24 protein-coding genes are annotated in these 25,727 nt (G+C 34.3%); 3 read left to right on the forward strand and 21 right to left on the reverse strand.

The genetic code is table 11. The features are described 5' to 3' along the window. Positions 1-142 precede the first annotated feature (142 nt). Complete coding sequence (locus tag Q1A01_RS04585) at positions 143-2,923, forward strand: trypsin-like serine protease (protein ID WP_299676682.1); 2,781 nt, start codon at positions 143-145, stop codon at positions 2,921-2,923. 182 nt (positions 2,924-3,105) lie between these two features. On the opposite strand, the gene Q1A01_RS04590 is transcribed toward Q1A01_RS04585, so the two are convergent. From Q1A01_RS04590 to Q1A01_RS04615, 6 genes are all read right to left on the reverse strand, one after another. After that, a complete protein-coding gene (locus Q1A01_RS04590; RefSeq protein ID WP_299676684.1) occupies positions 3,106-3,519 on the reverse strand; it encodes a DUF6691 family protein in 414 nt (137 codons plus the stop codon). 2 nt (positions 3,520-3,521) lie between these two features. Next, entirely contained in the window at positions 3,522-4,058 is a 537-nt protein-coding gene (locus Q1A01_RS04595) for a YeeE/YedE thiosulfate transporter family protein (RefSeq protein ID WP_299676687.1), read from the reverse strand. A gap of 119 nt (positions 4,059-4,177) precedes the next feature. Further along, a complete protein-coding gene (locus Q1A01_RS04600) occupies positions 4,178-5,200 on the reverse strand; it encodes a cytochrome d ubiquinol oxidase subunit II (RefSeq protein WP_299676690.1) in 1,023 nt (340 codons plus the stop codon). Continuing rightward, complete coding sequence (locus tag Q1A01_RS04605) at positions 5,197-6,510, reverse strand: cytochrome ubiquinol oxidase subunit I (RefSeq protein WP_299676692.1); 1,314 nt, start codon at positions 6,508-6,510, stop codon at positions 5,197-5,199. The genes Q1A01_RS04600 and Q1A01_RS04605 overlap by 4 nt, the downstream gene beginning before the upstream one ends. Before the next feature lie 84 nt (positions 6,511-6,594). Then, the gene (locus tag Q1A01_RS04610; protein ID WP_299676695.1) at positions 6,595-7,053 is read right to left on the reverse strand and encodes an isoprenylcysteine carboxylmethyltransferase family protein; all 459 of its coding nucleotides are present in this window, start codon (positions 7,051-7,053) and stop codon (positions 6,595-6,597) included. 52 nt (positions 7,054-7,105) lie between these two features. Beyond that, entirely contained in the window at positions 7,106-7,321 is a 216-nt protein-coding gene (locus tag Q1A01_RS04615; RefSeq protein ID WP_299676698.1) for a DUF2892 domain-containing protein, read from the reverse strand. A 286-nt stretch (positions 7,322-7,607) separates the two neighbouring features. On the opposite strand from Q1A01_RS04615, the gene Q1A01_RS04620 reads away from it, so the two are divergent. Continuing rightward, on the forward strand, positions 7,608-8,087 hold the full coding sequence (locus Q1A01_RS04620) for a hypothetical protein (RefSeq protein WP_299676700.1): 480 nt from the start codon (positions 7,608-7,610) through the stop codon (positions 8,085-8,087). 12 nt (positions 8,088-8,099) lie between these two features. Further along, complete coding sequence (locus Q1A01_RS04625; protein ID WP_299677369.1) at positions 8,100-8,981, forward strand: sterol desaturase family protein; 882 nt, start codon at positions 8,100-8,102, stop codon at positions 8,979-8,981. Positions 8,982-8,985: 4 nt separating this feature from the next. Here Q1A01_RS04625 and Q1A01_RS04630 read toward each other — a convergent pair whose 3' ends face one another. From Q1A01_RS04630 to Q1A01_RS04700, 15 genes are all read right to left on the reverse strand, one after another. Next, a complete protein-coding gene (locus tag Q1A01_RS04630; protein WP_299676703.1) occupies positions 8,986-9,618 on the reverse strand; it encodes a Crp/Fnr family transcriptional regulator in 633 nt (210 codons plus the stop codon). Then, a complete protein-coding gene (locus tag Q1A01_RS04635) occupies positions 9,615-10,208 on the reverse strand; it encodes a methyltransferase domain-containing protein (RefSeq protein ID WP_299676706.1) in 594 nt (197 codons plus the stop codon). Before Q1A01_RS04635 ends, Q1A01_RS04630 begins: the two co-directional genes overlap by 4 nt. Before the next feature lie 21 nt (positions 10,209-10,229). Next, on the reverse strand, positions 10,230-10,598 hold the full coding sequence (locus Q1A01_RS04640) for a rhodanese-like domain-containing protein (RefSeq protein ID WP_299676709.1): 369 nt from the start codon (positions 10,596-10,598) through the stop codon (positions 10,230-10,232). 239 nt (positions 10,599-10,837) lie between these two features. After that, a complete protein-coding gene (locus Q1A01_RS04645; protein ID WP_299676712.1) occupies positions 10,838-11,638 on the reverse strand; it encodes a sulfite exporter TauE/SafE family protein in 801 nt (266 codons plus the stop codon). 568 nt (positions 11,639-12,206) lie between these two features. Next, positions 12,207-13,373, reverse strand: coding sequence for a DegT/DnrJ/EryC1/StrS family aminotransferase (locus tag Q1A01_RS04650; protein WP_299676715.1), 1,167 nt, complete (start codon positions 13,371-13,373; stop codon positions 12,207-12,209). Then, positions 13,360-14,451 carry a Gfo/Idh/MocA family oxidoreductase gene (locus tag Q1A01_RS04655; protein ID WP_299676718.1) on the reverse strand — a complete coding sequence of 364 codons (1,092 nt, stop codon included), beginning with the start codon at positions 14,449-14,451 and terminating at the stop codon, positions 13,360-13,362. Before Q1A01_RS04655 ends, Q1A01_RS04650 begins: the two co-directional genes overlap by 14 nt. Before the next feature lie 81 nt (positions 14,452-14,532). Continuing rightward, positions 14,533-16,470 carry a ChbG/HpnK family deacetylase gene (locus tag Q1A01_RS04660; RefSeq protein WP_299676721.1) on the reverse strand — a complete coding sequence of 646 codons (1,938 nt, stop codon included), beginning with the start codon at positions 16,468-16,470 and terminating at the stop codon, positions 14,533-14,535. A gap of 18 nt (positions 16,471-16,488) precedes the next feature. Continuing rightward, positions 16,489-16,761, reverse strand: coding sequence for a hypothetical protein (locus Q1A01_RS04665; RefSeq protein ID WP_299676724.1), 273 nt, complete (start codon positions 16,759-16,761; stop codon positions 16,489-16,491). A gap of 11 nt (positions 16,762-16,772) precedes the next feature. Then, positions 16,773-20,852 carry an acyltransferase domain-containing protein gene (locus Q1A01_RS04670; RefSeq protein ID WP_299676727.1) on the reverse strand — a complete coding sequence of 1,360 codons (4,080 nt, stop codon included), beginning with the start codon at positions 20,850-20,852 and terminating at the stop codon, positions 16,773-16,775. A gap of 13 nt (positions 20,853-20,865) precedes the next feature. Next, a complete protein-coding gene (locus tag Q1A01_RS04675) occupies positions 20,866-21,531 on the reverse strand; it encodes a class I SAM-dependent methyltransferase (RefSeq protein WP_299676730.1) in 666 nt (221 codons plus the stop codon). 10 nt (positions 21,532-21,541) lie between these two features. Further along, positions 21,542-22,663 (reverse strand): citrate/2-methylcitrate synthase, encoded by a 1,122-nt coding sequence (locus tag Q1A01_RS04680; RefSeq protein ID WP_299676733.1) that lies wholly within the window; start codon positions 22,661-22,663, stop codon positions 21,542-21,544. A gap of 3 nt (positions 22,664-22,666) precedes the next feature. Next, positions 22,667-22,924, reverse strand: a complete 258-nt coding sequence (locus Q1A01_RS04685) for a hypothetical protein (protein ID WP_299676736.1) — start codon at positions 22,922-22,924, stop codon at positions 22,667-22,669. Beyond that, a complete protein-coding gene (locus Q1A01_RS04690; protein WP_299676738.1) occupies positions 22,921-23,667 on the reverse strand; it encodes a glycosyltransferase domain-containing protein in 747 nt (248 codons plus the stop codon). The genes Q1A01_RS04685 and Q1A01_RS04690 overlap by 4 nt, the downstream gene beginning before the upstream one ends. Continuing rightward, positions 23,664-24,641, reverse strand: a complete 978-nt coding sequence (locus Q1A01_RS04695; RefSeq protein WP_299676740.1) for a TauD/TfdA family dioxygenase — start codon at positions 24,639-24,641, stop codon at positions 23,664-23,666. The genes Q1A01_RS04690 and Q1A01_RS04695 overlap by 4 nt, the downstream gene beginning before the upstream one ends. 11 nt (positions 24,642-24,652) lie before the next feature. After that, positions 24,653-25,726 (reverse strand): hypothetical protein, encoded by a 1,074-nt coding sequence (locus Q1A01_RS04700; RefSeq protein ID WP_299676743.1) that lies wholly within the window; start codon positions 25,724-25,726, stop codon positions 24,653-24,655. Position 25,727 lies beyond the last annotated feature (1 nt).

Here is a 25,727-nt window from a genome sequence, read left to right on the forward strand (position 1 = left end):
TATACTTAAAAATGAATAAGTACTACCTCTTGTAACAATGAGCGTGGTACTTCTCTTAATGCTTTTTTGTCGAGAAGCAAATACATCAAGGCGTATTCCGAAAAGCCTAAATAGAGTAGGAAATAATTAACCAATAAATATCATGAAAAAAATTACTATCCTCATTGGGTTTCTAATTGCTTCATTTCAATTATATGCTCAAGACCAAAAAATTTATGGCGGAACTTCTGTAGATATAGAAGATGCCCCGTACCAGATCTCTCTTGAATTTAATGGAAACCATGGCTGCGGAGGTACGATTATAGATTGTGAATGGATCGTAACCGCAGGACACTGTGTAGATGGAAACACAAATCCTGCAAACCTTACGGTACATGCAGGAGCAACAAATCAAAATAATAATGGCGACGGACAAAGAATAGGAGTTGCTGAAATTATTATTCATCCTTCCTATGGGCAAGCCAATGGAGTACTCGTAAATGATATCGCATTACTACGTTTAGAAACTCCATTGGAGCTAAATGAAGATGTACGCGCGATAGAATATGCCACTCCAGCAAATACTTCTGCAGCAGATATTGCTTCGGGAGTTGAAGCCTTTATCTCTGGATGGGGTGATTCTGGAGGCGGTTGTTGTAATAACAATTTGCTAGGTGCTGCACTTCCAATTGTAGATAATGCAACTGCAGGAATATTAATGGCAGATTCAAGCAATGCGTGTCCTCCAAATAATAATACAGCTGTAGGAAACTCTATGATCTCTTTTTGGCAAGAAGGAATTGCTGCTGGACCTGGAGATAGTGGAGGACCTGCGGTATTAGGTCGCGGTGGAGATGCCGTACTTATTGGAGTCTCTAGTTGGGGTGGATGTGTACGAGATGATTTCCCCACGATATACGCAAACGTACGGAACCTCTCAGGTTTTATAGATAGTAATATTAATGTAAATGATTGCTGTTCTGATACTGTAAATTACCATTATGAAGATAGTAGTGGTAATGATCAAACAGAATTCTGCTTGGGTGAAGATGTATTTGTAAATGGAAGTGATACCTTCAATACAGGTAATTACTTTATGGATCTCTGGGTGGTAGATAGTAATGGTGATTACGATTGGATATCAGGAGCAGGATGGATTTCTGGCTCTCCAGATTTTGTGAATATTACAGATCTATTTGAAAATGATCCAGAACATCCAGTAACTTTTGAAGTTGGAAAAACCTATTCTGTAAAACTGGCCATTAGCCATCCTGGTTGTGGATGGGTATCTGTACAGCATGATTTTACGATCATAGAACCAGATTCGGTAGATTATCATTATGAAGACAGTAGTGGAAACGATCAAACAGAATTCTGCTTAGGAGAAGATGTATATGTAAATGGTAGTGCCACACTAAATACCAGTAATTACTTTATGGATCTTTGGATCGTAGATAGTAATGGAGAGTATGATTGGATATCAGGAGCAGGATGGATTTCAGGTTCTCCAGATTTTGTAAATATCACAGATCTATTTGAAAATGACCCACAACACCCAATTACGTTTCAAGTAGGGGAGACCTATTCTGTAAAACTAGCGATCAATGACCCTAATTGTGGGTGGGTGTCCTTACAACATGATTTTACTATTATAGAACCAGATTCTGTAGATTATCACTATGAAGATCAAAACGGTAATGATAAAACACAATTCTGTATAGGCGAAGATGTATTTGTAAATGGTAGTGCTACCTTAAATACCAGTAATTATTTTATGGATCTTTGGATTGTAGATAGTAATGGTGATTATGATTGGATTTCGGGCGCAGGATGGATTTCGGGTTCTCCAGATTTTGTAAATATCACAGAATTATTTGAAAATGACCCAGAGCACCCAGTTACGTTCCAAGTAGGAGAGACCTATTCTGTAAAACTAGCGATTAATGATCCTAATTGTGGCTGGGTATCCCTACAACATGATTTTGAAATCATAGATTGTTGTGAAGATTTCAATGAAGCAGATTTTTCATTGGGAGTAGATTTTGACTATAATTTCTGGATAGGCGGTTATGAAGGATATGAGTTCTTAGATGCTACACATGAATGGTATGTGTTCTCTAGCCCTAACGAAGAAGGAGGACCATATACGTTAGAAAATCAAGTTACGACTACAGGAGATAATGCCTTTGTATTGTTTACAGATGGAGTATTTGATTTGTATTATACCGTAATACATAAAGTCATTACAGACTGTGGAGAGATTTGCTATGCGCAGGTACAATATCAGAAAGAAGGAAAGAATCCTGAAGAGTATACAAATGTAAAAGCTGCCGAGATTGATTGTAGTTTCTTAGATGAAATTTTACCACCAAAATGTGAAGAATTAACGACACCAACAAACCTTCAGGTAGAAGGATCTACACTCACTTGGGACCCTGTGCCTGGTGCCGCGTATTATATCGTAAGTTCTCCAACAGGAGATGTACCGCAAATAGATTGTCGTTGTAAACTAGAAATTTCTATTGTGCCAATTACAACAGAAACCAATAGTGTTGTGGTTCCTGAGGGATTACAAAGCAGATGCTTCTCTTGGAGAGTTACTGCAGTATGTGAAGACGGAACAGAATCGCAGCCTTCATCACCGCAATGCTTTTCTCCTATTAGAAGTGCTATAGAGAACAACTTTGTAAAAGCAACTGTGTACCCTAATCCAAGTAGAGGTGATATGAATTTTGAAGTAGAAACCACTACAGATACAGATGTTACAATAGAAATTTTTAATCTATATGGAACAAAAGTACATGCATTGGAGATGAGTGCTAAAAAGGATCTTGTAGGTTCAGCACAATGGAACGGAACGAGTACTCTTAAAACGGGTATTTATTTTGTCATCTTTAAAACAGATTCAGAAGTAATTTCAAAGAAAGTGATTGTCAAAAAATAATTTTTTTGAGTAATTAATGGTAAGGCCTGGAGCATATGTTCCAGGTCTTTTTTGTTGTAAATAGTTTTTATTTTTTAAACGCTTTCGCGAAATGTAACCAAGCAAAAGTTTATGCTGAGTTTATTGAAGTACGAAAGCTTATAAACCAAATTTTAAACCCATATGATGCATTAGAGAATCTATTAATGAGGCAATTTGTCTTTAAGCAGTCCATACAGAAAAGTACCCAAAACAGCCGAAGCAATAACAATCAAAATAGGTAAAAATCCAGCACCTACCAACGTAAACATAGGTCCAGGACAAGCTCCTGCTAGTGCCCAGCCTAAACCAAAAATAATCCCTCCCAATAAATAACGTTTCCATCCTTTTTCTTTAGGTGGAATATGTATGTTTTCTCCATAAAAAGTAGTGATGTTAAAGCGTTTTATAAGTTGTATTCCTATCACTCCAATCACTAATGCCGCTCCTATAATACCATACATATGAAACGAATCAAAAGAAAACATCTCATAGATGCGAAACCAAGAAGCAGCTTCAGATTTATACATGGTAATACCAAATAAGATACCTATTCCTAAATATATAAGTGTTCTCATAATTAAAATAATAAAAGGAAAATAAGATGAATCATTAGTAGTCCGCCTATAAAGAAACCTATAACGGCGATAAGAGATGGACGTTGTAAATTACTTAACCCAGAAATGGCATGCCCAGATGTGCATCCACCAGCATAACGAGCACCGAAACCAACCAGTAATCCTCCTAAACCCAACAGGAGAATTGTTGTAAAGTCTATAAAAACAGTGTTGCCAAATAGTTCTCTAGGAAGGTAACTACTTCCAGCACTCTCAAAACCCATATGCTGTAATTTAGTAATTGTATCAGTGTGAATGGCAACTACTTCATTATTTGATAGTAAATGAGATCCAATATAACCACCTATAATAGCCCCTATCACAACCACAAGATTCCAACGTTGTGCTTTCCAATCAAATCTAAAAAAGCCAGATGCATTGCCTGCACCACATAACGTACAAAGTGTTCTTAGGTTAGAAGACATTCCGAAAGTTTTTCCTGCCATAAGTAGTAAAAATAAAATCAAAGCAATCATAGGACCTCCTATATACCAAGGCATGGGTCATATATCCAATTCATTTAAAAAGTAATTTCTACAAAAAAACACTTTTTAAATCTCGATGTTGGTAACCTAAGTTACATAGAGAAAGAATTATAAAAATGAGCAGTAGTATACGTTTAGTGGCGTTCTAAAATCTTAATCATTTTAAAAGACTTTAATAAATGAAAGAGCCCAGGTAGAATAACAAAACCACCTATAAGTAATGAGATGCCTAGTACCTTAATGACACTATCTGGAGCTACATTATCTAAAATACTAATACCTCCATCTGTCGTAAATAAAATGGATGGGTAGTGCGGTGTAAGAGCAGCTATTAAAATAAGAAGCACTTGACTGCCCGCAAATAATCTACTAAGAACTCTACGCCCTTTTCGTATACTAGACCATAGTGGGATAAGCAAGATAGCAGATATTAGAATAGTTGTCATTGCATAGAGATTAGATACAAAATCAATCACAAATTGTATTTTAGAAATATACCCATACAGTATAGTAATAAACCCAAAGAGAACTACAACAATAGTCGCAATAGTTGCTTTTTTTACATATATTTTTTTATCTCCATAAGAAGCTTCTCCGATAAGTAATACAGCTGATAAAAAAGCACATAATGCAGCAAAAAAGAATCCTGTTAGTATTGAAAATGTATGCAGCCAAGAGTCTATGTATAAGATTTTAAAGCTATAATCTATAGGCGTAGTCGTATGAATGATTTTGCCACTAATCAACGCTCCAAATGTGATTCCTAAAAATACAGGAGTAAGTAAGCTTGAAATTTTAAACATCCAATCATACAAAATTTGAGATTTGTCTTTATACGCATCATAATGTCTAAAAACAAAAGCAACGCCTCGTAATGTAATGCCTAGTAACATAAGCGTAAGTGGAATGTGTAAATAGATCACTATAATGTTATAATATGCAGGAAATGCTACCCATAATATGACAATCATAATAATGATCCAGATATGATTTGCTTCCCACACAGGCCCCATCACTCTGTATATGGTTTTCTTAGTAATTGCCTGATTCTTTTTAGAAGAAAACAATTCGACAATACCAGCCCCAAAATCGGCGCCGGCTAAAAGGACATATAACAATAATGAAAAAGCTAGAAAAAAGAGAACTACATACATCATGTTTCTACAAGTGTTTTGTTATTCAATGACTTAATTTGTCTGCTCATAAGCCAAGTCACAGCAATCGTAAGGATACTATATAAAATCACATACATATAAAAACTATAGACAATGCCAGGGACGGGAGTAACGACATCTTTGGTTTTCATGATATTGTGAATAATCCAAGGTTGTCTACCTACTTCTGTGACAATCCATCCAGCTTCTAGTGCGATAAATCCCATAGGTGCGAGTACAGTAAATAAGAGCCAAAACTTTTTGGAATGAAACCAGGTACGCTTTCGCGAAAGCGTAATAAAAAAGAATACCCCTGCAAATAAAAGTAGTGTTCCTAACCCTACCATTACTTGAAAAGCATAATGCACAATTGCTACATTAGGATGTTCATCTTTGGGGAAATCATTAAGCCCTTTTACCTCAGCATCTAGATTTCCAAAAGCTAAAAAAGATAACGCTTTAGGAATGGCTATTTTATGAGTAACTTCTTGTGTTTCTTGATTTACAATACCCCCTATGTATAGCGGTGCTCCTTTAGATGTTTCAAAATGTGCTTCCATGGCAGCGAGCTTTACAGGTTGTCTTTCGGCAATATCTTTTGCAGACAGGTCACCACTTATGGGTTGTAAGATAGCAGCAATTGCTCCAAAGGTAATCGCAATTTTAAATGCTTTTTTATGAAGTGCTACGTTACGCTTTTTTACGATTTGATAGGCATGTATACCTGCAACAGCAAACCCTGTTGCTGTAAATGCCGCAAGTGTCATATGGAGTGCTTGGGTGAACCAAGCAGGATTAAAGAGTGCTTTTATCGGATCGATATTTAAAAATTCTCCATTAATGTAATCAAAACCAGACGGTGCATTCATCCATCCATTTGCTGATACCACCAAAATTCCTGAAGCAACTCCAGAAATACCCACAATCACTCCCGTCCACCAATGAAATTTTTCAGGTATTTTATTCCATCCATAGAGGTAAAAACCAAGGGCAATTGCTTCTACAAAAAAAGCAGCGCCTTCTAAAGAAAAAGGCATGCCTATAATGGGGCCGGCATGCTTCATAAATTCAGGCCATAAAAGTCCAAGTTCAAAAGAAAGTGCTGTACCTGAAACAGCACCTGTAACAAAGAAAATAGCAACGCCTTTTTGCCAAGATTTTGTGAGGGTGAGATATATGTCATTTCTAGTATTTAGCCACTTTTTATGAGCAACTACCATAAAAAAAGGCATGACCATACCTACACAGGCAAATACAATATGAAATATCAGAGTAAACGCCATTTGAAGTCTTGCAGCATCTAAATTTTCCATACGATATCATCTTATAAATGTAACACTATAAAGATACTATGTAATGATCTCTTTTTAGAACCCTACACGTTCTAAAAAGAACGATCAACGGTTTATTTTGGGTAAAAAACGACCTGTACTTTTTTTGTAGTTGGAATACTCCTTAAAAGTTTGTGTTAGTCGCTTTTCTTCATAACGAGATTTGAAGATAAATAAGACTAAAAGCCCTATCGTAATCAATAATTTATATCCAGATGATATATAGAAACTATAACCTGTAAAAAGAAGTAGGATGCCTGTGTATATAGGGTGTCGTATGTAGTTGTAAAGCCCGCTTTGAATAAGTTGAGACCCTGATTTTGGAGAAGGGAAAGGAGATAGGTTTTTATTGAGTTGGAGTAGTGCGATACCTATCGTTATGAGACCTGTTATAGCCATCATAATTCCTGCTTTTATGACAATGCTAGGAAGTAATAATTGTAATAGTGAATTATCAAGAATGAATAGAAAAAACAACACAAATTGAATCAAGACAAAAGTAATATCTGCTGTTTGTAATTTCATACTGACAAGATACTATAAAAGCTCGCGTATTATCACGAGCTTTTATACCTAATTATTTATCCTTAGGAGCTTCTTTAGTGGTTTTTAAGCCTACTAAAGCATAAAGGGGGCAAAAGCTAATAAAACTTGTAAGTAAAAATACCGCAGAAGCAGCAAGAAGTACATAGGCCAATGTCCCGCTAATTATATGTTGCCAAAATAGTATGCCCACTACGGCTGCAATAAGAATTCTTACAACACGATCTACAGATCCCATATTCTTTTTCATAATAATATATTTTAAGTATGTTCTATCAAGAAATAAATAGCCGTAAATATGCCAGAACATATCAAGCATACTAATAGTAATTTGATTCCTTTTTTCATTCCATAAATTATAACAATGCAAATGTAAAATGTAGTACAGACAATTCCTGTGACATATGTTACATCATAGAAATGATGTATGTACTTTTTCGACTAGTAGAGAGTGATAATACTATGATTGGTGACTTTTGTTACACAATAGCTACTGACTTATTAGTATTTTTGGAATAAACTATATGCTAGGAGGAATGAAAATTGTTGTATTCATAATTGCGATGCTATATATGGGAGCGTGTCATCAGGATGATCGTACAAGCACATCTGAAGATATAATCCAAGAAAATACAGTAGAGGCAGCTGTTGTAAGTGTAGTTGCTACAGCAGTAGGAGATACCTATACCTTTAATGTAGGGATTTCTAGCCCAGATACAGGATGTGATCAATATGCCAATTGGTGGGAGGTTGTTGCTGAAGATGGAACACTTATTTACCGAAGAATTTTAGCGCATAGTCATGTAAATGAACAACCTTTTGTACGCTCAGGAAGTACAATGAACATAATTGCTAATCAAGAAGTTATCGTGAGAGTTCATATGAATACTACAGGCTATAGTGTAAATGGGTATAAAGGTTCTGTTGCTAATGGGTTTACAACCTTTATGATTTCTGAAGATTTTGCAAATGAACTAGCAAACCAATCACCACAACCTAATGGCTGTGCTTTTTAAAGCAAAAGAAGAATAATGAAGTATATAGATGCATTTGTAGACGCTTTTTTAGGAACTATAGATTGGACGTGGAAATCCATACTATTTGAAGTGCCTTGGTATACCAATTATTTTTACGGACTTATTTTCATTTCCCTTATCATATGGGGGTTGGAAATTATATTCCCTTGGCGAAAAGAACAATCTATATTTAGAAAAGACTTTTGGTTAGATGGATTTTATATGTTTTTTAATTTTTTCATTTTCTCTATTGCAATTAGTGGATTTTATAAAGTGTTGGAGGTACTGTTTAGTGATATTTCGATCACATCTAAAAGTTTAGCTTTGATAGACCCATCAAGTTGGCCAATGTGGTTACAGTTACTCGTATTTTTTATAGTGTTAGATTTTGTGCAATGGTTTACCCATACATTACTTCATAAGTTTCCATTGCTATGGAGATTTCATAAAGTACACCATAGCGTTAAAGAGATGGGATTTGCAGCACATTTACGATATCACTGGATGGAGAATGTACTTTACAAACCTTTAAAGACTTTTGGGATTATGATTTTAGGCGGATTTGAACCAGAGCAAGCCTATATCGTTCATTTTATAGCCATTTTGATAGGACATTTTAATCATTCCAATATTAAGATTACGTGGGGTCCTTTAAAGTATATCATCAATAATCCTGTAATGCATTTGTATCATCATGCATATGTATTACCAGAAGGTAAATATGGCGTTAATTTTGGTATTAGTCTAAGTGTGTGGGATTATCTATTCAAAACAAATTATATCCCTGAAGATAGTGGTAAAATTACATTAGGGTTTGAAGGTGATGAGAATTTCCCAAAAGATTTTATAGGACAGAATACGTATGGGTTTGGAACTAAAAAAACAAAAGAATAGTCACTTAGAGCACTTTGATAGTTCCCTGTTTTAAGATGACTTTGCCTTCGTTTTCTAACTTTTTGAGTAATCTAGAGATCACTTCACGAGAAGATCCTAAGTCATAAGCGATATGTTGATGCGTGGTATGAAGTAGCTTATTCCCTTTAAGGGAAGCTTCTTTTTTTAAATACTCTAGTAATCGAATATCTTTATTAGAAAAAGTAAGGATTTTAATTACATTAAGTAGTTCTTCAAACTTTACATTAAAAAGATCATAAATAAATTCATTCCATTTGGGATACTTCTTAGCAATCATCATGGCTTTATCTGATGGAATAACAACTATTTGAGCATCTTCTTCAATAATAGCTTTTACTTGACTCGTCTCGTTACGAACCATTGTGGTAACAGACATCACACAACTTTCTCCTGGTTTAATATAATAGAGAAGTACCTCATGACCATTTTCATCTTCTTTAAATACTTTAGCTAAACCAGAGAGCAGTAAAGGAATAAGCTTTACATATCCACCTTGTTTTAAGATGACGGTTCCAGCTTCAAGTGTAATAACATTACTTATGGCAACAAGATCTTGTTTAAGTGCTGGCATGTTTGCCAGTTTTGGGAAATACTGATCTAAAGCTTTTGCAATCAAGAGTGTTGTTTTTTATACATTTTTATAAATAACTCTCGTCCAGCTCTACTTTCAACAGAGTTTGTAGCAGGTTCCATGATATCAATATCAAAGTAGGGGTTGAATAATGTCTGATATTCTTTTTTATTTCCACCAAAAGGAGGGTGATCTTCATACAAAGGAGCATCAAATAATAACCCTACTATTTTACCCGTAGGCACCAATACATCATGCATCTTTTTTACATAAGCAGGTCTTAAATTAGGAGATAATGCGCAGAAAAATGTTTGTTCAATAACAAGATCAAAGTTCATGTCTAAGGTGAAAAAATCAGCTTGAATAAGATGCTCTTTAGGAAATGAAGGGATTCGTTGTTGTATATTTTGCAAAGGAGATATCGCAATATCGATTACATATACATTTTTAAACCCATTTCTAAAAAGGTACTCAGCTTCATGAGCGTTACCGCTACCTGGAATTGCGATGGTAAGTTCTTTGTCCTTTAATTGGTCGATATATTCTTTTATAGGTGTTGAGATACTGCCCAAATCCCATCGTGCAGTATTTTCCTGATATCTATTTTCCCAATAATCTCCGTTAAATTGCGCCATATGTATCTTACAATGTTTTATCTATTGACCTTTCCATTCGCTCCAACCTCCTTTAAAGTCGTAAATACTGGTAAAACCTAAATCAGCCATGAGTTTACTAGCACGATGACTTCGTACACCAGCATGGCAGTAGATATAAATAGGCTTTGTTTTATCAAGTTTTTGAATTTCTTTTTTGAATGTTTCTTTATCTGCAATATTAATATTGATAGCATCATCTATATGTCCTAAGTTATACTCTCTTGCAGATCGTACATCTACGAGTTGCACATCTTTACCTATAACAGATGTTTTTAGAGTTTGGATATCTATGATGTGAATGTCTTTGTTTTCTTGTGCATTACAAGCAATACAAAGCATAAAAAGTGTGATAAACCATATGTTTTTCATGAGTCTTTTTCTTTTATACTGGTAGGTCATAGCATACGAAGTTACAAGAATTTTAGCATTTTTAATAGCTTTGAAATTTTGTATTATTATTAATATTCTTTCTTTCAATAGTAGTTTGTAAAAACTAAGATTTCTATGTTTATATATTTAGTTTTCAGGATTTAATGTGTGTGGGTACGCTTTCGCGAAAGCAAAATAAACAAGCTTCCCTTTAATAAAAAGTAACTTTAGTTACCTTGTTATTTTGTAAACTCCTTAACGATAATATAGATTGCCATAATGAGTACAAACCATCCAAATCCTTTTTTAAGTTTCTTGCCATTTATAAAATTAGTCAACCACATTCCAATAAAGATACCTACAACAGAAATACTTGTAAAGCTTAAAAGAAATGACCAATCTATCATTAGGTTTTCAATATCACCTATAAAACCAATTAATGATTTTATGGCTATAATAAGAAGTGAAGTAGCGACTGCTTTTTTCATCGGAAGCTTTGTTAATAATACCAATGCAGGAATGATCAAGAAACCTCCTCCTGCTCCGACAATACCTGTTAAAAAACCAACAACAATCCCTTCTATAAAAATTAAAGGGTAATTATAACTCACTTTAGTTTCTTGCTGATCATTTTTACGTTTAGAACGTATCATAGAAACAGATGTTAGTAACATGATAAAAGCAAAAAAGATCATAATCCCTATGCTTTTGGTAATTACAAAACCCTCAATAGTAATTACTTCTTCAGGAATATTAGGGACTACAAATTTTCTAGTAGTATATACAGCAAGAAAAGCAGGAATAGCAAAAACGATAGCAGTTCTAAAGTTTACCAATCCTTTTCTGATATTATGAATAGCACCTACAAGAGCAGAGATACCTACTACAAAAAGAGAATATGCTGTTGCCGTAACAGGATTCAAATACAAAAGGTATACGAGTATAGGTACCGTTAATATAGAACCTCCACCTCCTATAAGGCCTAGGATGATACCTATGCACAAGGCACTAATGTAACCGAGAATTTGGGTAATATCCATTAGTAGGTAGTGAGTATTTGATAATTATAGATGTTCTATTTATGGCAAATGTATTTTTCATGCCATTTTACCTTGTCTCTTCTAGGGTTTCTAATAAAAGAATCAATATAGTAATTTATTAGTGAAACACTATTTTGTAAAGTCTGTAAGACGCATACACAATAGATAGTTGAACTAATCCCGCTTTTTCAGCGGGATCTTGGTTTAATACCTCGACCCTTGGGTCGATTCCTTTTACTGGGTCCTGGGCTTGCCCTGGGGTTTAATACCTTTTATTTTGTAAAGTCTGTAAGACGGATACAAAATAGATAGTTAAACCCGCCTCTACGGACAGTGAGGCTAATCTCTCTTTTTCAGCAAAATTTGGATTTAATAGCTCGACCCTTGTGGCAATTCCTTTTATCGGCTCTGGAGCTTGCCTTGAAGTTGAATACCTTTTATTGGGTATAGTTTGTAGTTAGTGTTTTGACTTAGATGATGAATAGGTGATCAAAATATTAATAATGTCATTATAAAAAAGAGGCATACATACCTCTTTTTTTATCTAAGTTATGCATTGATATTACTACTATATAGCAATTTCTTCTGTAAGTTTTTGTATTCCAGAAAGTACATCATTAATACGATGTAGTTCTTCATTTGGTAATATGACAGGAGCAGGAAGTGTAATTGTTCTAGGGACAGTTACTGTTGCTTTAGGCGTGTATGTTTTTACTAAAGACTCTTTATAATCTTCCCAATTAAAAATACTCCGTTCACTTAGTAATGGCCAGTAATGATTTTTCTCTACAGGAATGCCTTGTTCTTTTAAATATACTTCAATAGTTTCTGTAGATATATTTTTATAGACTTGCTCATCTATTTTTAAAATAACGCGCCAGTACACCCTAGTAGAACCTGAAAAAACCTGTTGAGGGATAAACCCATGGTTTTTAAATATTTCTTCAATAGATTGACATGTTGCTATTAGAAATTCTTTTTTCTCCTCATATCTTTTTATTTGAGGCATAGCCAGTGCCATAGCAAATGGATGTGGGCGTAATTTTAACCCTACCGCATTTCCTTTCCAGTCACTTTCTTTAAGATCCATAGGAGCACGATTAATATGGCCATAGGTAATCATAGCATCTCGTAATTGTATATCATCTGTAACTGCACATCCTAGTTCACCTCCTGTAATTAATTTATTGAGACCTAATGAATAACAAGCAATAGTAACTGCTTTTGCTAGAGGTTCTTCATTATACATTGCTCCATGTGCATGTGCAGCATCAGCAACAATAGGTAGAGACGTGACTTCTTTTATAGCATTATAATCTGCTGGAACTCCCCAAGGATTATGAACAAAGATTGCTTTTGTTTTAGAAGTAATATTTTCCTTAATACTTTGTGGGTCAATTGTAAATGTATCTGTTTGAATATCACAAGGAACAATACTAGCTCCTAAAGTGAGTATAGGAGCAATGGTACCTTCAAACCCATAATTACTTACAATAACCTCATCTCCTTTACGAACACCTACCGCCCATAAAGCAGCAAGAATAGATGAAGTGCCACTATTAAAAGCAACACTGTATTGAGTTCCTGAAAATTTAGCAAACCGCTTTTCAAAACGAGCCATTAATCCACCCGAAACAATAGATAATTGATTTTCATCAATAGTCTTTATGACAGATAATTTATCTTCCTCTCTTATCTCAGTATAATGTCCTTTCCAAGTATTATGTAGTAGCATAGCTATTGGTGTTAATTAATATTTCTTGTACATCAACATAAGTTTGTTGTCTTGATGATGTGTATAGAGCGTCAATAGTATTTACAATATTTAATGCGTGTTGTTGATCATCTTTAATATCTATAGAACCTTGTATAGCTTCTATAAATGCTTTGATTTGTGGTCTATGTGAGATGCCATAATAATCTGTTCCCGCAGAAGAAGATTGAGGCGCATCTAATATTTCAGAGAATTGCTTTCTCCATAATTTCATTTCCTTTTTAGATTTTAACTCAAAGCGAAATAATTGGTTAGGATGTGAAATGTCAAAAGAAATAACGCCTTTATCACTTATAATTTCAATCATATTCCTCCAAGAAGATCCTCCAGCTCCACATACACTTAGAGATGCTAGAGCTCTATTTTTAAATCGTAAAGAAGCTGTGAAAACATCTTCTGTTTCCATTACTTCTGTATTGGTGGTATGTTGATGAGCCATAACATTATCTACAGAACCACAAAGCCATATCATAAGATCTAACACATGATATGCCTGATTAATGAGTACAGACCCTCCTTCACGACGTAAACTACCACGCCATTCACTTTCTGAATAATATGATGGTGGACGATTACATTCTAGATGACCTCTCAACATACTTATTGTCCCCATAGCACCAGAATCAATCATCTCTTTTATTTTAATGAGTAGTACATCGTAATGATGTTGCACAATAGGCATAACAATAAGACCACGTTCTCTTGCAGTTTCTACAAGTTGTTCTCCTTCTTCAAGTTTAATAACAAAGGGTTTTTCGAGCAATACATGTTTATTTGCCTCTACAGCTTGTTGTGCCATAGATCCATGGAGATCATGAGGGACATTTAAAGAAACGCTATGTAATGTGTCATCTTCCAATGCCTTGGCATAATCATCTGTATAGTTGGGAATATCAAAACGTTCGGCAAATGCTTTTGCAACTTCAATATCTTTATCTATAGCATAGCTGATTTTTACATTTTCGATGCGAGTGAGGCCATCTACATGGTTTGGCGCAATTCTTCCACATCCTACGATAGCGTGATTAATTGTTTTCATGAGTATCTATTCTTTGGCGTTAATATTTTAAAAAAGAGATGTTGGTAAGTACGCTTTCGCGAAAGCGTATACCACCTCCTTTTATGTATTTGTATATTCTAATTGTTGCGTAATCTCGTGAGTAGACAAGAGGGTAATTCCTCTTTCTGCTAATAGATTAGGCAATTCCTTGTCTGTTAATATATTTATCTCTGTTTCTCGATGCCTGTTGTGGGTAGATAGATGTTCTAATTCTGTATCAGAAAACCCTGGATGACAAGCAATTTCTAAAACCCCTTCATTATTGATTTGTTGAAAACCTTCATCTATTAGGTTCAATAAATATTCCTTGCTTAATTGATTTCCATACCATTTTCTTACTGTGTATTCTGAAGATGTAATGCCTTGGCTTTTAAAATAATGATGTATTAATTTAGAATCGCCTGACCTCACATATAGTTGATGTTTTTTAGCAAAATTTGCAATTACAGGAAGTAATTTTGGAAGTAAATGAACATTGTGATGGCTATCAACATACGCAGGTTGAATTCCCCAACTTTGTAACCTCTTTAATTGTGCTTCCCATTCTTTTTCAACTTGTGATATATCTAAACTCTTTGATAATTTAAAACGTTTATGAGGAAAATTACCATTAGAAGTTACTAGTGTAGGAACCTCATTAGGGTCTAAACAAGGAGTTCCTCCAGTAAGTTGTAAATGGAGTCCGATTCTATTTTTTAGAGTGTCTTTTACTTTGGTAATATGTGCTTCTGCATTAGGAATACAAACCATAGCTGCAGTATCTGTTACGATCCCATCTGTAATAGACGTAGTAATACCTTGAGTTACGCCTTTTGTAAGTCCAAGATCATCTGCATGTATTGTAAGTATTTTTTTTGCTTTTACTTTATGAGAAGAGGCCTGATTTTTATGAGCTAAGTCTATCATATATTTAGCAGCTTGGGTAGCTCCGTCTATTCTAAATGGTAATTCATGTGATCGTAATGGAGCCTTAAGCCCTTTATGAATTAAGGCTTCAAGTTTTGTTGCTAATTGGCTATTATGTTCTCTAAGAATCCAGATGTTTTCTACTGTTTCTGATAATCTTAAAGCACGAACTTCTTGCTCGTCATCTTGACCAACATATGGAATGAAAATGATAGGTAATCTACTTCTTACTAACGAAAACGCAGAGTTGTATCCAGCTCTAGCAATTATGACATCAGCATCATGTGTAAGTTCTTGCAAACTTGCTTGCGTAAGTAGTGTAATGTTTTTCTCACCAATACATAATTTTTCATAAGCAATCTTATCTCCCAATGGCCCCATTACCCATTTTAAAGTCACATTATGTTCACGATGCACTCTGGTGGCTTGCAACACTTTCTCAAATAATTCCAATCCTACAATCCCACTTCCCACAGATACGGCGATGCATTTATTGGAAGATAGATTACGTTGTTCTTCATTTTTTAGAGCAAACGCCACAGGTCTGGTTATAATTCCTGTATGATACTGTATCATGTTTCCTTCTGAATACTTGAATTCAAAATCATACCAAGATTGATCACTATAAATAAAAGCATGTGAGTATAGTCTTAGTAATTTTTTTAAGTGAGGAGTTCTAGGTGCAAAACGCTTATGAAATGGATATGGAACTCCTAAAATAAACTGAGTATGCCATTTGTTTTTAATGGTCTTTTTGAAAAGATCAATAAACTCATCATACATGCCATATGGCATATGATCTGTTAGAAACACGTCTATAGAATGATTTTCAAAATAGGAAACAATAATCTGAGTGCGTTCCATAATTTTTGTCCTAATAAGTGTAAAATCATGTAGATCTACAGGAACTTTAGGCAACTCAACAATTTGGATATTAGGATGAATAAAAAAATCAACCTTGTTTAAAGGGTCTGCAAATAAGGTACAGGTTATATCTGGGTCTTGCTCAACAACAGCATTAATAATAGCTGTTGTTCGTGATACATGACCCAGTCCAAAGTGAAAATGACTATAAAATGCGAGGTGCTTCATGAGAGGGGGATATTTATATTATTGATTTTGGTATATATAATCTACAAGTTGATCAACTTCAAGTTCGTTTTTGAATGCTCCATCTTTCATGATCAATTGCTCAAAAGGGAATTTTTTTTGAAATTCCATATCGATGTTTGCCATAAAATGAATCATGTTTACAGATGTAAAACACAGATCTTCATTTAATTTTGTCTCTTGATTGATTTCTTCATCTAAATCCCAATCTTCTACAAAGTTTTCAAGAATTGTAATGATTTTTCCTTCCGTTTCTTCTTTTGTTAGTTTCATAATCTTGAGTTTTAATTGTTTAATAATTGTTCTTCTACGGTATGTGTACAGATCGCTATGATTTCTGTATCGGTTTTATATATTGCTACTTCTAGGAATTCATTCTCGTGTTGTATTGTTACTGCTTCTTCAGAAAAAGAGGTAATTTTCCAAGTAGTATAGCTTCCTAAAAATGGGATGCCTATACTTTTTGCAGCAGCTTCTTTTGCACAGAAATAGGGAAGTAATGAATGTCCTTGTAGAAGTGTTTTTTCTTGCGCATCAAATACAAGGTTTACATTGTAATCTTCTTCTTTCTTATGAATGAGTTCAATATCAATTCCTATAAGCATTTCTTGAGGTGTAATAGCAGCAATAGCTGTACTTAATGAATGTGAAATAGAAATATTAGGAATAGTCCCTACGTTTTCTAATGCAGGGCAATGTACCAGAGGTTTCCCTAGTTCAGAAGTTGTGATTTCTATATCTCTTGGAGATAATGCTAGAAAATAATGTTGATCTGCATAAGTTCTTACGACTTCTTTGGCTACAACTCTTCCTAATAACCATTCTTTTCTGCGATTTCCTTTTTCTGGAAATGCATACCAAGTATCTTTCTCTTTTTGAGATAACATCATATGAGCTAGGGCTCTTAACCAAACTTCTCCTCCTTGATCGAGAAAGCCATTGGGTAAATCAGTGATGCGTCTGGCTTGGATAGGCGTGTCAGATTGTAAAGAAATAGGAGTAGAGAGATAAGAATTTGCGCCCTCCCAATACAAACAGTTTAAAAACTTGGTTGGAAAATCATAGTATTTAGAATGCAATCCTTGAATACTAAATAATACTTGATCATTCGAGTAGAATTGATAATCTCCTGTAATGATATCGTTGTTCTTTTCAAATTGAGCACTACAACTTATTTTCTGATTCTCATTTAATTGAGGTGGAGCATATAATTCAAAAGAAGCAACATAGAATGGGAATGTACCAAAATGTGTTTCTCCTTGCTCAACAAGCCAGTAGGCAACCATTTGTCCAGAAGCGTCTAAAATAGCTCCTGGGGTTTTAAAATTTGGATCCTCATTATTTGCTACGAAACGTTTCTGAGTAGGGTTTTTAAGATCTAATATGATTCCTGTATCTCCTACAGATTGTAAACGATCCATACTTGTGAAAGATGGTCCGTGAAATAAACAGGTTTCATTAAAATTTTTTGCATCCCAAGTTGGATAATTTATAATTTCCATTTCAGGTAGTTGTACCTTAGGAGCTGCTTTATATTCTCTAGAAAGTATAGCTGTTCCTTCTGCGACCTTATTTGTAGGAATTACTTTATCTATATACAAACAGACTTTTATTTTCTGAGAATTTGTGGTAGTCTTTTCTTTTTTTGCAGTGATCATAAGATGTAATGTTTCTTGATCTAGAGCAATCCATTTATGACCGCGGATGTCTTCAAGTTTTGTGACAAAAAGAGTATCTGTTGCCCAATGTGATGCTGCTTCTGCTATAATTTCCATAGTAGTCACAAAAGGCATTACGGGTAATGGAGAAAGAATCTCGTCTGGATCAGAAAAACGACCGAGCGTATGATCTTTTAAGAACAAATCTGTAGCGAGCGTAAGTGTCTTTTCAAAAACAACCTCATCTGGTGTAGATGTAGTTATACGATCCAAAAGGGGAGGAAGTATTGGTTGAGGTTGCTCTTCCTGAGGAGAAAGAATAGAAATATGATGACTTCCAAAAACCTGCTTAGAAATTTGCTCTTGCTGTTGTAAGAATTGATTCATCAATTCAAAATGCTGTTTTAAAATATGTTGTTGAGCAGATGGAGGTGTGTTTGATATTTGAGGTGCTGCAATGGCTTTTTTAGGGAGAGGAAGCGATGTGACAGACGATTCCTTTTTAAGAAATGGAGCTACTGTAATATCAACACCATCTACAAATAACTTAGCTAATATGAATTGTAACTGTTTAAGTGCTCCTTTTTGTTTGATGTCGCAAGCAAACGCTTTAAAATCCTTTCCATTTAAAGTGTCATTTGTAAATCCAGTAAGTGTACTTCCTGGGCCTACTTCTATAAATCTATTGATACCATCTTGATGAAGAACTTCTATAGCTTCTCTAAAACGAACACAATTTGTCCACTGTCTTCCTAACTTCGATTTTATGACGATAGGATCTTCAGGGAAATATTCAAGATCTATACAACTGAATACTTTTGCAGTAGGTGTATATAAATCAATACTGTCATAAATAGGCTGAATAAAGCGCATTTCTCTTTCAAAGAAAGGGGTATGATAAGCTCTGTCAAATGGTAAGGAAATACATATAGCTCCTACATCACTTATTTCTTTTTGAAAATCATCAATCGTTTCATTTTTTCCAAAAACTACAAATTGATGCGGACAATTATCCATAGCGATATAGATATCCTCTTTATATTTTTCTAGGATAGCATCTATATTTTGTTGAAATAATGCTACAGATATAAATTTACCTACCGGTATTTCTCCTTCGCTAATACCTTCGGAACCACGTCTGCTTATCTCGGTGACCAAATCAAAGAAGGCAGCTCTATCATTAGATAAAATTCCAGAAGTATTCAGAGCTGTGTTTTCTCCATGACTATGCCCCATATGTACTTCAGGAGATACACCACATTTTTTTAATAAATCAAATAGAGCGACACTAGAGATCACAATATTTGTAGCTCCGCCTTCCATATTGAATAGCTCTTTCTGAAGCATTTCTTTTTCTTCAGAAGTTTTTGCGCCCTCAGTTGGATACACAATCATACTATTAGGAAGCGCATTAATTCCATATAGAGCTTGATCTAATTCTGAAATGCTGGACCTAACGTCAGAAAAATGTAAAGAGAGTTCTTGTAACATACCTGTATACTGAGAACCTTGTCCAGGATATGTAAATGCTATTTTAGGTTTAGTCTGATGTACACCATAAACAATTCCTTTTTTAGAATGAGACCCAGATATCGTTTTTTCTTTTAATAGTGTGATGGCCTCTTCTAGTTTTTTTATGATAGTAAGAGGAGTTGCAGGAAAAACAAGCCTATAAGATTGGTGATGTTGCTGATTTAGCTTTCGCGAAAGCGTATACACGTCCTCTTCCTGATTTGTAAGAGAGAGAAGAGTTTCTTCTAACTGATGTAATAAACTAGGTTGATTAACAGCACTAAATAATAATAATTGGGGCTTATCTAAACTAAATAAATGCGCCTGTTCTTTTTTTGATGCTTCTTGAATGGTGATCTTATAAGCACTATCAGAAGTGATAAGACAACTTATGCTTTCTCTTTTAATCTCTGGAATGCTATGAAACCAAGGGAATACTTTTTTATAATGTTTTACAGTATCGTCGACTCCTATTTCTGATGCTGGAAGTAACTCCGAATAACTCGCTAAAATGGAACGTGAGATAGAAAGGAATGATTCAAAAAGAAGGGATTGAGAAGTACTCCAGTAGTAATGTTTAAAATTTTCAAGGGTATTTGTGGATGTCGCTTTTTGATATAAAGGAGCCGATTGATCTTTTTGTAAGATATCAATATACTTAGCGGTACCTATCTCACTATTCCATTCTTCTATAGATAATGTATTAGATACTTCGGTTATAGTACCTAATGATTTACTGTTTTGCTCATTTAGAAGTAGAAAAATAGCTTCATTAGATGCCTGTCTTTCGTATAAACTAGCAAAAATGGTAGTCTTTGTGTTGGGTGTCGTATACAACTCTTGTATAAAATCAGCTTCTTTAGCTCTTTGTACAGTTACCTTTTGAGGATTGAAATTAGAGTTCTTAATTGCTTTCTCAATATTAATGATATATTGATCTGTACTATTTTCTTCTATCAATATGATAAGATCATATGAAGATCGTAAAATGGTAGGAGATTGTACTATGATATTCTGGATAGCTAGATCAATAACTTCTTGAGTTGTGTATTTTTTAATGCTGTTCTCAAGTTCAAAGTCAGGTAAAAGAGTTTGTTGCCAAAAATCCTGAATACCTTGGCCTCTATAGCCTATATATGAAATAGCCTGTACAGCGTGTTTTGTAGTGGTTATATGTTGTGTGTTTGAACTCAAAATATATTACTGATTAGTTTTTCCAAATTTTTACTTCATATCCTAAAGCAGCCATCCCCTCATCTTCAGAATAGACATAAGAACAATCTGCTAGACCTGCTTCATGTAAGAATGTTTTCATCTCTGTTACGGTATATTTCTCGTGTACTTTGGTAGGTGGGTAGTTTACTTTTTGTCTAAGTGCATTAAAAGTATCGAGTATTGTCTGTGGGACATCACGTCTCATATCATGAATTAAACAAACACCGCCTGGTTTAAGAACTCTATACTTTTCCTGTAATGCTTTTATCGGGTTTTTTAAATGATGAATCGTTGCACGACTAATGACCATATCAAAATTATTATCCTGAAAATCTAGAGCATGTGCATCTCCTTCAAAAACTTTGATTTGATGGTCTAGAGAACGTTCTGCAAACTTAACATTGGCTTCTATTACATTGTCTTTATAGTAGTCAATTCCAATAAGTTCAAAATTGTCAAACCTTTGTGTTTTGTATAACTCTTCAAGTAAAACACCAGTACCTGTTCCTACATCTAGTAATTTTCCATTAGATGCTTCTGAATTATTTTCTTGTATACATCTTTTAATAAGCATATCATCCCAAGGTTTTAAATACTTAGAAGTGTAGGCTTCATATGCTGCTGCAGGCATTATATTTTTAAGATTTGTATCTTTCATTGTATAAAATTTATATCCATCCCATTGATAATTGATCTAGATGTTTACGAGCATCTTTACTCTTTGATCCAAATGGAGGTTTTTGTTTTTTCTCTTTTGCGTGAGCTAGTATTGCCGATGCTCTTGAAAAAAGAGCAATACTTGGAGCTAATGTGGCTTGAGTAGCACTAAACTCACAAAGTATTCCAGCAGTTATAAAATCTATATTAGGTTGTAGTCCTTTTATTTCTTCTAATAGAGAACAAATAGCATTATATTTTTTGATGTGTCTTTTATCACTAATACATTTACTCCATATTTCTTGAAGTGTATTGTTTCTTGGATCTTTTTTGAATAAAGGATGACCAAATCCAGGAATCTTCTCGTTAGATGCCAATTTACTTTTAATAGCTTCTAAAGTGTTTTCCAGAGTGTCATTTTTATAATTTTCTAAGAATGAGAAGGCAAATTGAGAAGCGCCAATATGAAAAGGGCCAGAGCATGTAAACCCTGTAATAAGTATCATTTCCATAGATGAGTAAGTGCCTGCAGCTACTCTTGGACCCATCACACTTGGAGTGAGGTGACCAAAACCAGCATGCCAAGCAATTAGAAGGCTTTCAAAAAGAATTAATTCTTCTTTAATTGTATTTGTTCTTCCAAAAAATAATTGAAATACATTCTCGGTATAAGATTGCTCAAGATGAATACTGGATAACGAGCCTATATTCTCTTTCTCAATTTCTTGAATAGCAATACCTACAAATAAGGGAATAGTACTTATTAAAAATAATCCATATGCCGTATCCTTATCATAGGTTATTTCTTGAGAAGATAAGACAATATTAAACTCTTCCTGAAACCCTAATAATAACCCTTGGATGATTGTTTTTGTAATATCTTTTGATTGAAATGCTTGTTGTTTAATAAGGGCAATTGCTTCAGTATTGTTTAAAATGCTGTGTAACGATTGATTACAGAAATGATGGATTTCTTTAAGTTCCTTTTCAGAAGGAAAGGCTCCTGTAATGATGTGATGAACAACTTCTAGATAAGAGGATTCTTGAATGAGACTGGTTAGGTTTTTACCTCTGATATTAAGCTGCTCAGGCGCTAATGAAGGGCCATCTATATTTGTGCCTTGATACATCATTTTTTATATATTCTCGTTTATTTTATAAATGTTTATTTCGTTAGTATTTCCTAGACTACTGTTGCGTATCATTTGATGTACTACATTGTATGATTCTGCATTAAGAATATATACAGTTCCTCCAGATACCATAGTGTAACATTGATCTAAGATTCCATCTTCCTTTAACCGTTGGATGGTGTTTTGCTGTTTTCTTACTTTTTCTACAGTTGTAGATTGGTGCCTTGCAGCTATAGGTTTACTGATGACAAAAAATTTCATAGTGTACTTAGTTCTTGGTTGTAATTAAAAATAGAAGCAGAGACAAAACCAATGTTTTGAAACATATTACAGGTATAATCTAATTGTACTTCAGGGTAATATTCCATAAAAAGCTTTTTAAGAATTCCTTGTTCTGACTCTTCTGCTTTTTCAACTCCTTTAATATGCTTTGATTTCTCAAAAAAGGATTTGCAAAATTTAGTTTCACCAATCCATAACCCTCCATTTAGATAATTGAAATCTCCAGGGTAATTACTCGCAATTAGATTTTCAAAACGTTCAAATTCTTTTAGAGGAGGCCAGTTAAGACGATCTGCTCCAAAAACTAGCTTGCAATCATATTCTCTTTTGAAAATATCTAAAATCTGTGACGGGTCATTGACAAAAATGGCATCTCTTGAATCTGCATATAGTACATATGGAGTTGTAATTTCATCGAGTACATTTGTAATAGATAAGGGCTTGTGAATACTATTGATCCATGGATTAAAATCACGTCCTGAAACTTTATATGGAATCCCTAAATGGTCTAAGCTACGTTCTAAAAGTCCCATATCAGGATGCCCGTTATTACAGGTAATGATTGTAAGATCTTTGGTTACTCCTATAGTCTGTTTTGGAGTACTAAAAAAACTATCTAATATAGGTTGCCAATTAGGTTTATAGGAATGACTTCCATGTGCGTGAACAATAGAAGGATAGGTGTTAAATAGTGTGTTTTCTATAAATACATTTGATCTCATATAGAAGCCGTTTCTGTGTTTTTATGTATAGGATCTCCCATACGTACTAAAATATTTCGAGGAACTCCATCTACTGTTTCCCTCCTTCCGTGGAGGACACTAGTGTTATCTATCATCGCAAGATCTCCTTGTTGCCAATCTATATTGTATGTGATTTTAGCAGCAGTTTTCATTACAGATTCAATGATACTATATGGTATTTTAGAACCATCACCAAGTCGTACTATAATTGGACTTTGTGTTGTATTATCATTTAAATGTCCCTTAATCCACCCAGAAGTAAATGCCCATTCTGCCATATATATGTATAGAATATTATTTATAAAGGCATGTTTTCCAGTAATGGGATGCTTTACTAAAGGCTTACAATTATATGTTACCTTGAATGACTTGTCTTTACTATCGTATTTAGCAATATTCTTTTTAGAAGCCAAAAATGCAATTGCTTCTGCTGCATCTTCTGTAAGAAAAGTGTCTTGCCATACACCATCTGATAGGAATCGTTGATATTGAATTTGATTTTCTAAAAAGAATGTTTTTACATCTTCTTCTAGTTGATCAAATAATGTGATCCCATCACAAATAGTTGTTTGTCCTCCTTCTGTTGGAGCTACATCAGCATAAAACCAGATGTGTTCTGGAGGAGTATCCATATAATACATTTCTCCATGTAATGGAATTTCAAAACTTTGATTTGCTCCAGTAGTAGTCATGACTGTTTTGTCATTTCCTACACTTTTACGATCAATCATTTTCCATCGAGATCCACCTCCTTTATAATCTGAAAACTCACCTGTAAATAGACGTGTGAATTCTTTGAAGCTAGAAATATCAGTTTTAAAACCTCTAAATAAAATAGTACGATGTTCATTAAATAAAGCTTGTATTTCTTCTGTAGAAATATCTGAAAAGTGTTCTCCGTTTTCTGCTGTTACCAGAATTCCAAATGACGGGTGTAGTGTTTCTGTTTTCATTACTTATATTTTTAAGAGAGATCTTTTGCGTGTTTTTTTGCGTAGGCAATTAAATTATTGAGAGCAACAGTAGCATCCTTGTTCACTTGTTCTGCATCATAATCAACATCTAGAAGTTTAAAATATGCTTCGACATGTTGATAGACCATTTGCTTAAAGTAATTTACTGTATCAAAAAGAGGAAGATGATCAATGATTTCTTTGTTTAAGACACCTGTCAATTCATAATCAGTAGTTGCTATCTGAGTATATATTAAGGGGTCTATTTTATAGAGTCTTAGGTCTATTAAAAGATCTACGGTGTATGAGTTTATTTCTGGAGTGTATAAAGTTTTGGCAGCTTCTAAAGTATCTTTATTAAATGCGTGAGGAACTACATCTAGAGAATTGAAAATGCGTTGTGTTTTAGGAATTTGACTATTATAGTATGTAGTGAAATTTTCAAGTCCTGGTGTTTGTCCAGCTGATGGCCAGGATTGAAAATCAGTAACTTTAGAATCTTTATCCCATGTTGACTGTGTGTCTTTTAACCATAACGCTACTAAAGGAGATAAAGCACCTCCTAAACTATGTCCACCAGTAATTAATGTATATTCATCATATTGAGATAAATTCTTGCTTAAGAATGTATTTAATGTTTGAGAAGCTCCAGGTAACCCTTTCTCTGGTTGCATCGCAACAAGTTTACTCAATCCTATAGAAATACCTTTAGAGATGTTTGCTTTTGTTTTACTATATGGCCATTGAACAACGGTAGAGGTATCTAAATCTTCAGTTAGCCAATCAAATGTAGAAGATGCATTGGTTCCTGCTACAGAGATAAAATACGTAGGTTTCCCCATATAGTCAGGATTGAAAGCAGCATACATCGTATTATCTAATACGCCTCCTGGATTATTTTGAAACAAACCTGCTCCCCAAACGATGCTCCAATTACTATCAGATTGAGTGTTTAAAATATCTAATTTCTTTTGGATTTCAGCATTTACTTTAGCTCCAATACCACTTCCAGTAATATCACTTCCTGCATTAGAAGTGATTGATAAAAAGAACATAATTTGTTCTTGAGACATTGTTGTTGCCATA

Source organism: uncultured Dokdonia sp. (assembly GCF_947492815.1).
GTDB lineage: Bacteria > Bacteroidota > Bacteroidia > Flavobacteriales > Flavobacteriaceae > Dokdonia.

Excerpts from the sequence above, each read along its gene's own strand:
- Q1A01_RS04585 (WP_299676682.1), top strand. The coding sequence starts at position 143 with ATGAAAAAAATTACTATCCTCATTGGGTTTCTAATTGCTTCATTTCAA.
- Q1A01_RS04590 (WP_299676684.1), bottom strand. The coding sequence starts at position 3,519 with ATGAGAACACTTATATATTTAGGAATAGGTATCTTATTTGGTATTACC.
- Q1A01_RS04595 (WP_299676687.1), bottom strand. The coding sequence starts at position 4,058 with ATGCCTTGGTATATAGGAGGTCCTATGATTGCTTTGATTTTATTTTTA.
- Q1A01_RS04600 (WP_299676690.1), bottom strand. The coding sequence starts at position 5,200 with ATGATGTATGTAGTTCTCTTTTTTCTAGCTTTTTCATTATTGTTATAT.
- Q1A01_RS04605 (WP_299676692.1), bottom strand. The coding sequence starts at position 6,510 with ATGGAAAATTTAGATGCTGCAAGACTTCAAATGGCGTTTACTCTGATA.
- Q1A01_RS04610 (WP_299676695.1), bottom strand. The coding sequence starts at position 7,053 with ATGAAATTACAAACAGCAGATATTACTTTTGTCTTGATTCAATTTGTG.
- Q1A01_RS04615 (WP_299676698.1), bottom strand. The coding sequence starts at position 7,321 with ATGAAAAAGAATATGGGATCTGTAGATCGTGTTGTAAGAATTCTTATT.
- Q1A01_RS04620 (WP_299676700.1), top strand. The coding sequence starts at position 7,608 with ATGAAAATTGTTGTATTCATAATTGCGATGCTATATATGGGAGCGTGT.
- Q1A01_RS04635 (WP_299676706.1), bottom strand. The coding sequence starts at position 10,208 with ATGGCGCAATTTAACGGAGATTATTGGGAAAATAGATATCAGGAAAAT.
- Q1A01_RS04640 (WP_299676709.1), bottom strand. The coding sequence starts at position 10,598 with ATGAAAAACATATGGTTTATCACACTTTTTATGCTTTGTATTGCTTGT.
- Q1A01_RS04645 (WP_299676712.1), bottom strand. The coding sequence starts at position 11,638 with ATGGATATTACCCAAATTCTCGGTTACATTAGTGCCTTGTGCATAGGT.
- Q1A01_RS04650 (WP_299676715.1), bottom strand. The coding sequence starts at position 13,373 with ATGCTACTACATAATACTTGGAAAGGACATTATACTGAGATAAGAGAG.
- Q1A01_RS04655 (WP_299676718.1), bottom strand. The coding sequence starts at position 14,451 with ATGAAAACAATTAATCACGCTATCGTAGGATGTGGAAGAATTGCGCCA.
- Q1A01_RS04660 (WP_299676721.1), bottom strand. The coding sequence starts at position 16,470 with ATGAAGCACCTCGCATTTTATAGTCATTTTCACTTTGGACTGGGTCAT.
- Q1A01_RS04665 (WP_299676724.1), bottom strand. The coding sequence starts at position 16,761 with ATGAAACTAACAAAAGAAGAAACGGAAGGAAAAATCATTACAATTCTT.
- Q1A01_RS04675 (WP_299676730.1), bottom strand. The coding sequence starts at position 21,531 with ATGAAAGATACAAATCTTAAAAATATAATGCCTGCAGCAGCATATGAA.
- Q1A01_RS04680 (WP_299676733.1), bottom strand. The coding sequence starts at position 22,663 with ATGATGTATCAAGGCACAAATATAGATGGCCCTTCATTAGCGCCTGAG.
- Q1A01_RS04685 (WP_299676736.1), bottom strand. The coding sequence starts at position 22,924 with ATGAAATTTTTTGTCATCAGTAAACCTATAGCTGCAAGGCACCAATCT.
- Q1A01_RS04690 (WP_299676738.1), bottom strand. The coding sequence starts at position 23,667 with ATGAGATCAAATGTATTTATAGAAAACACACTATTTAACACCTATCCT.
- Q1A01_RS04695 (WP_299676740.1), bottom strand. The coding sequence starts at position 24,641 with ATGAAAACAGAAACACTACACCCGTCATTTGGAATTCTGGTAACAGCA.
- Q1A01_RS04700 (WP_299676743.1), bottom strand. The coding sequence starts at position 25,726 with ATGGCAACAACAATGTCTCAAGAACAAATTATGTTCTTTTTATCAATC.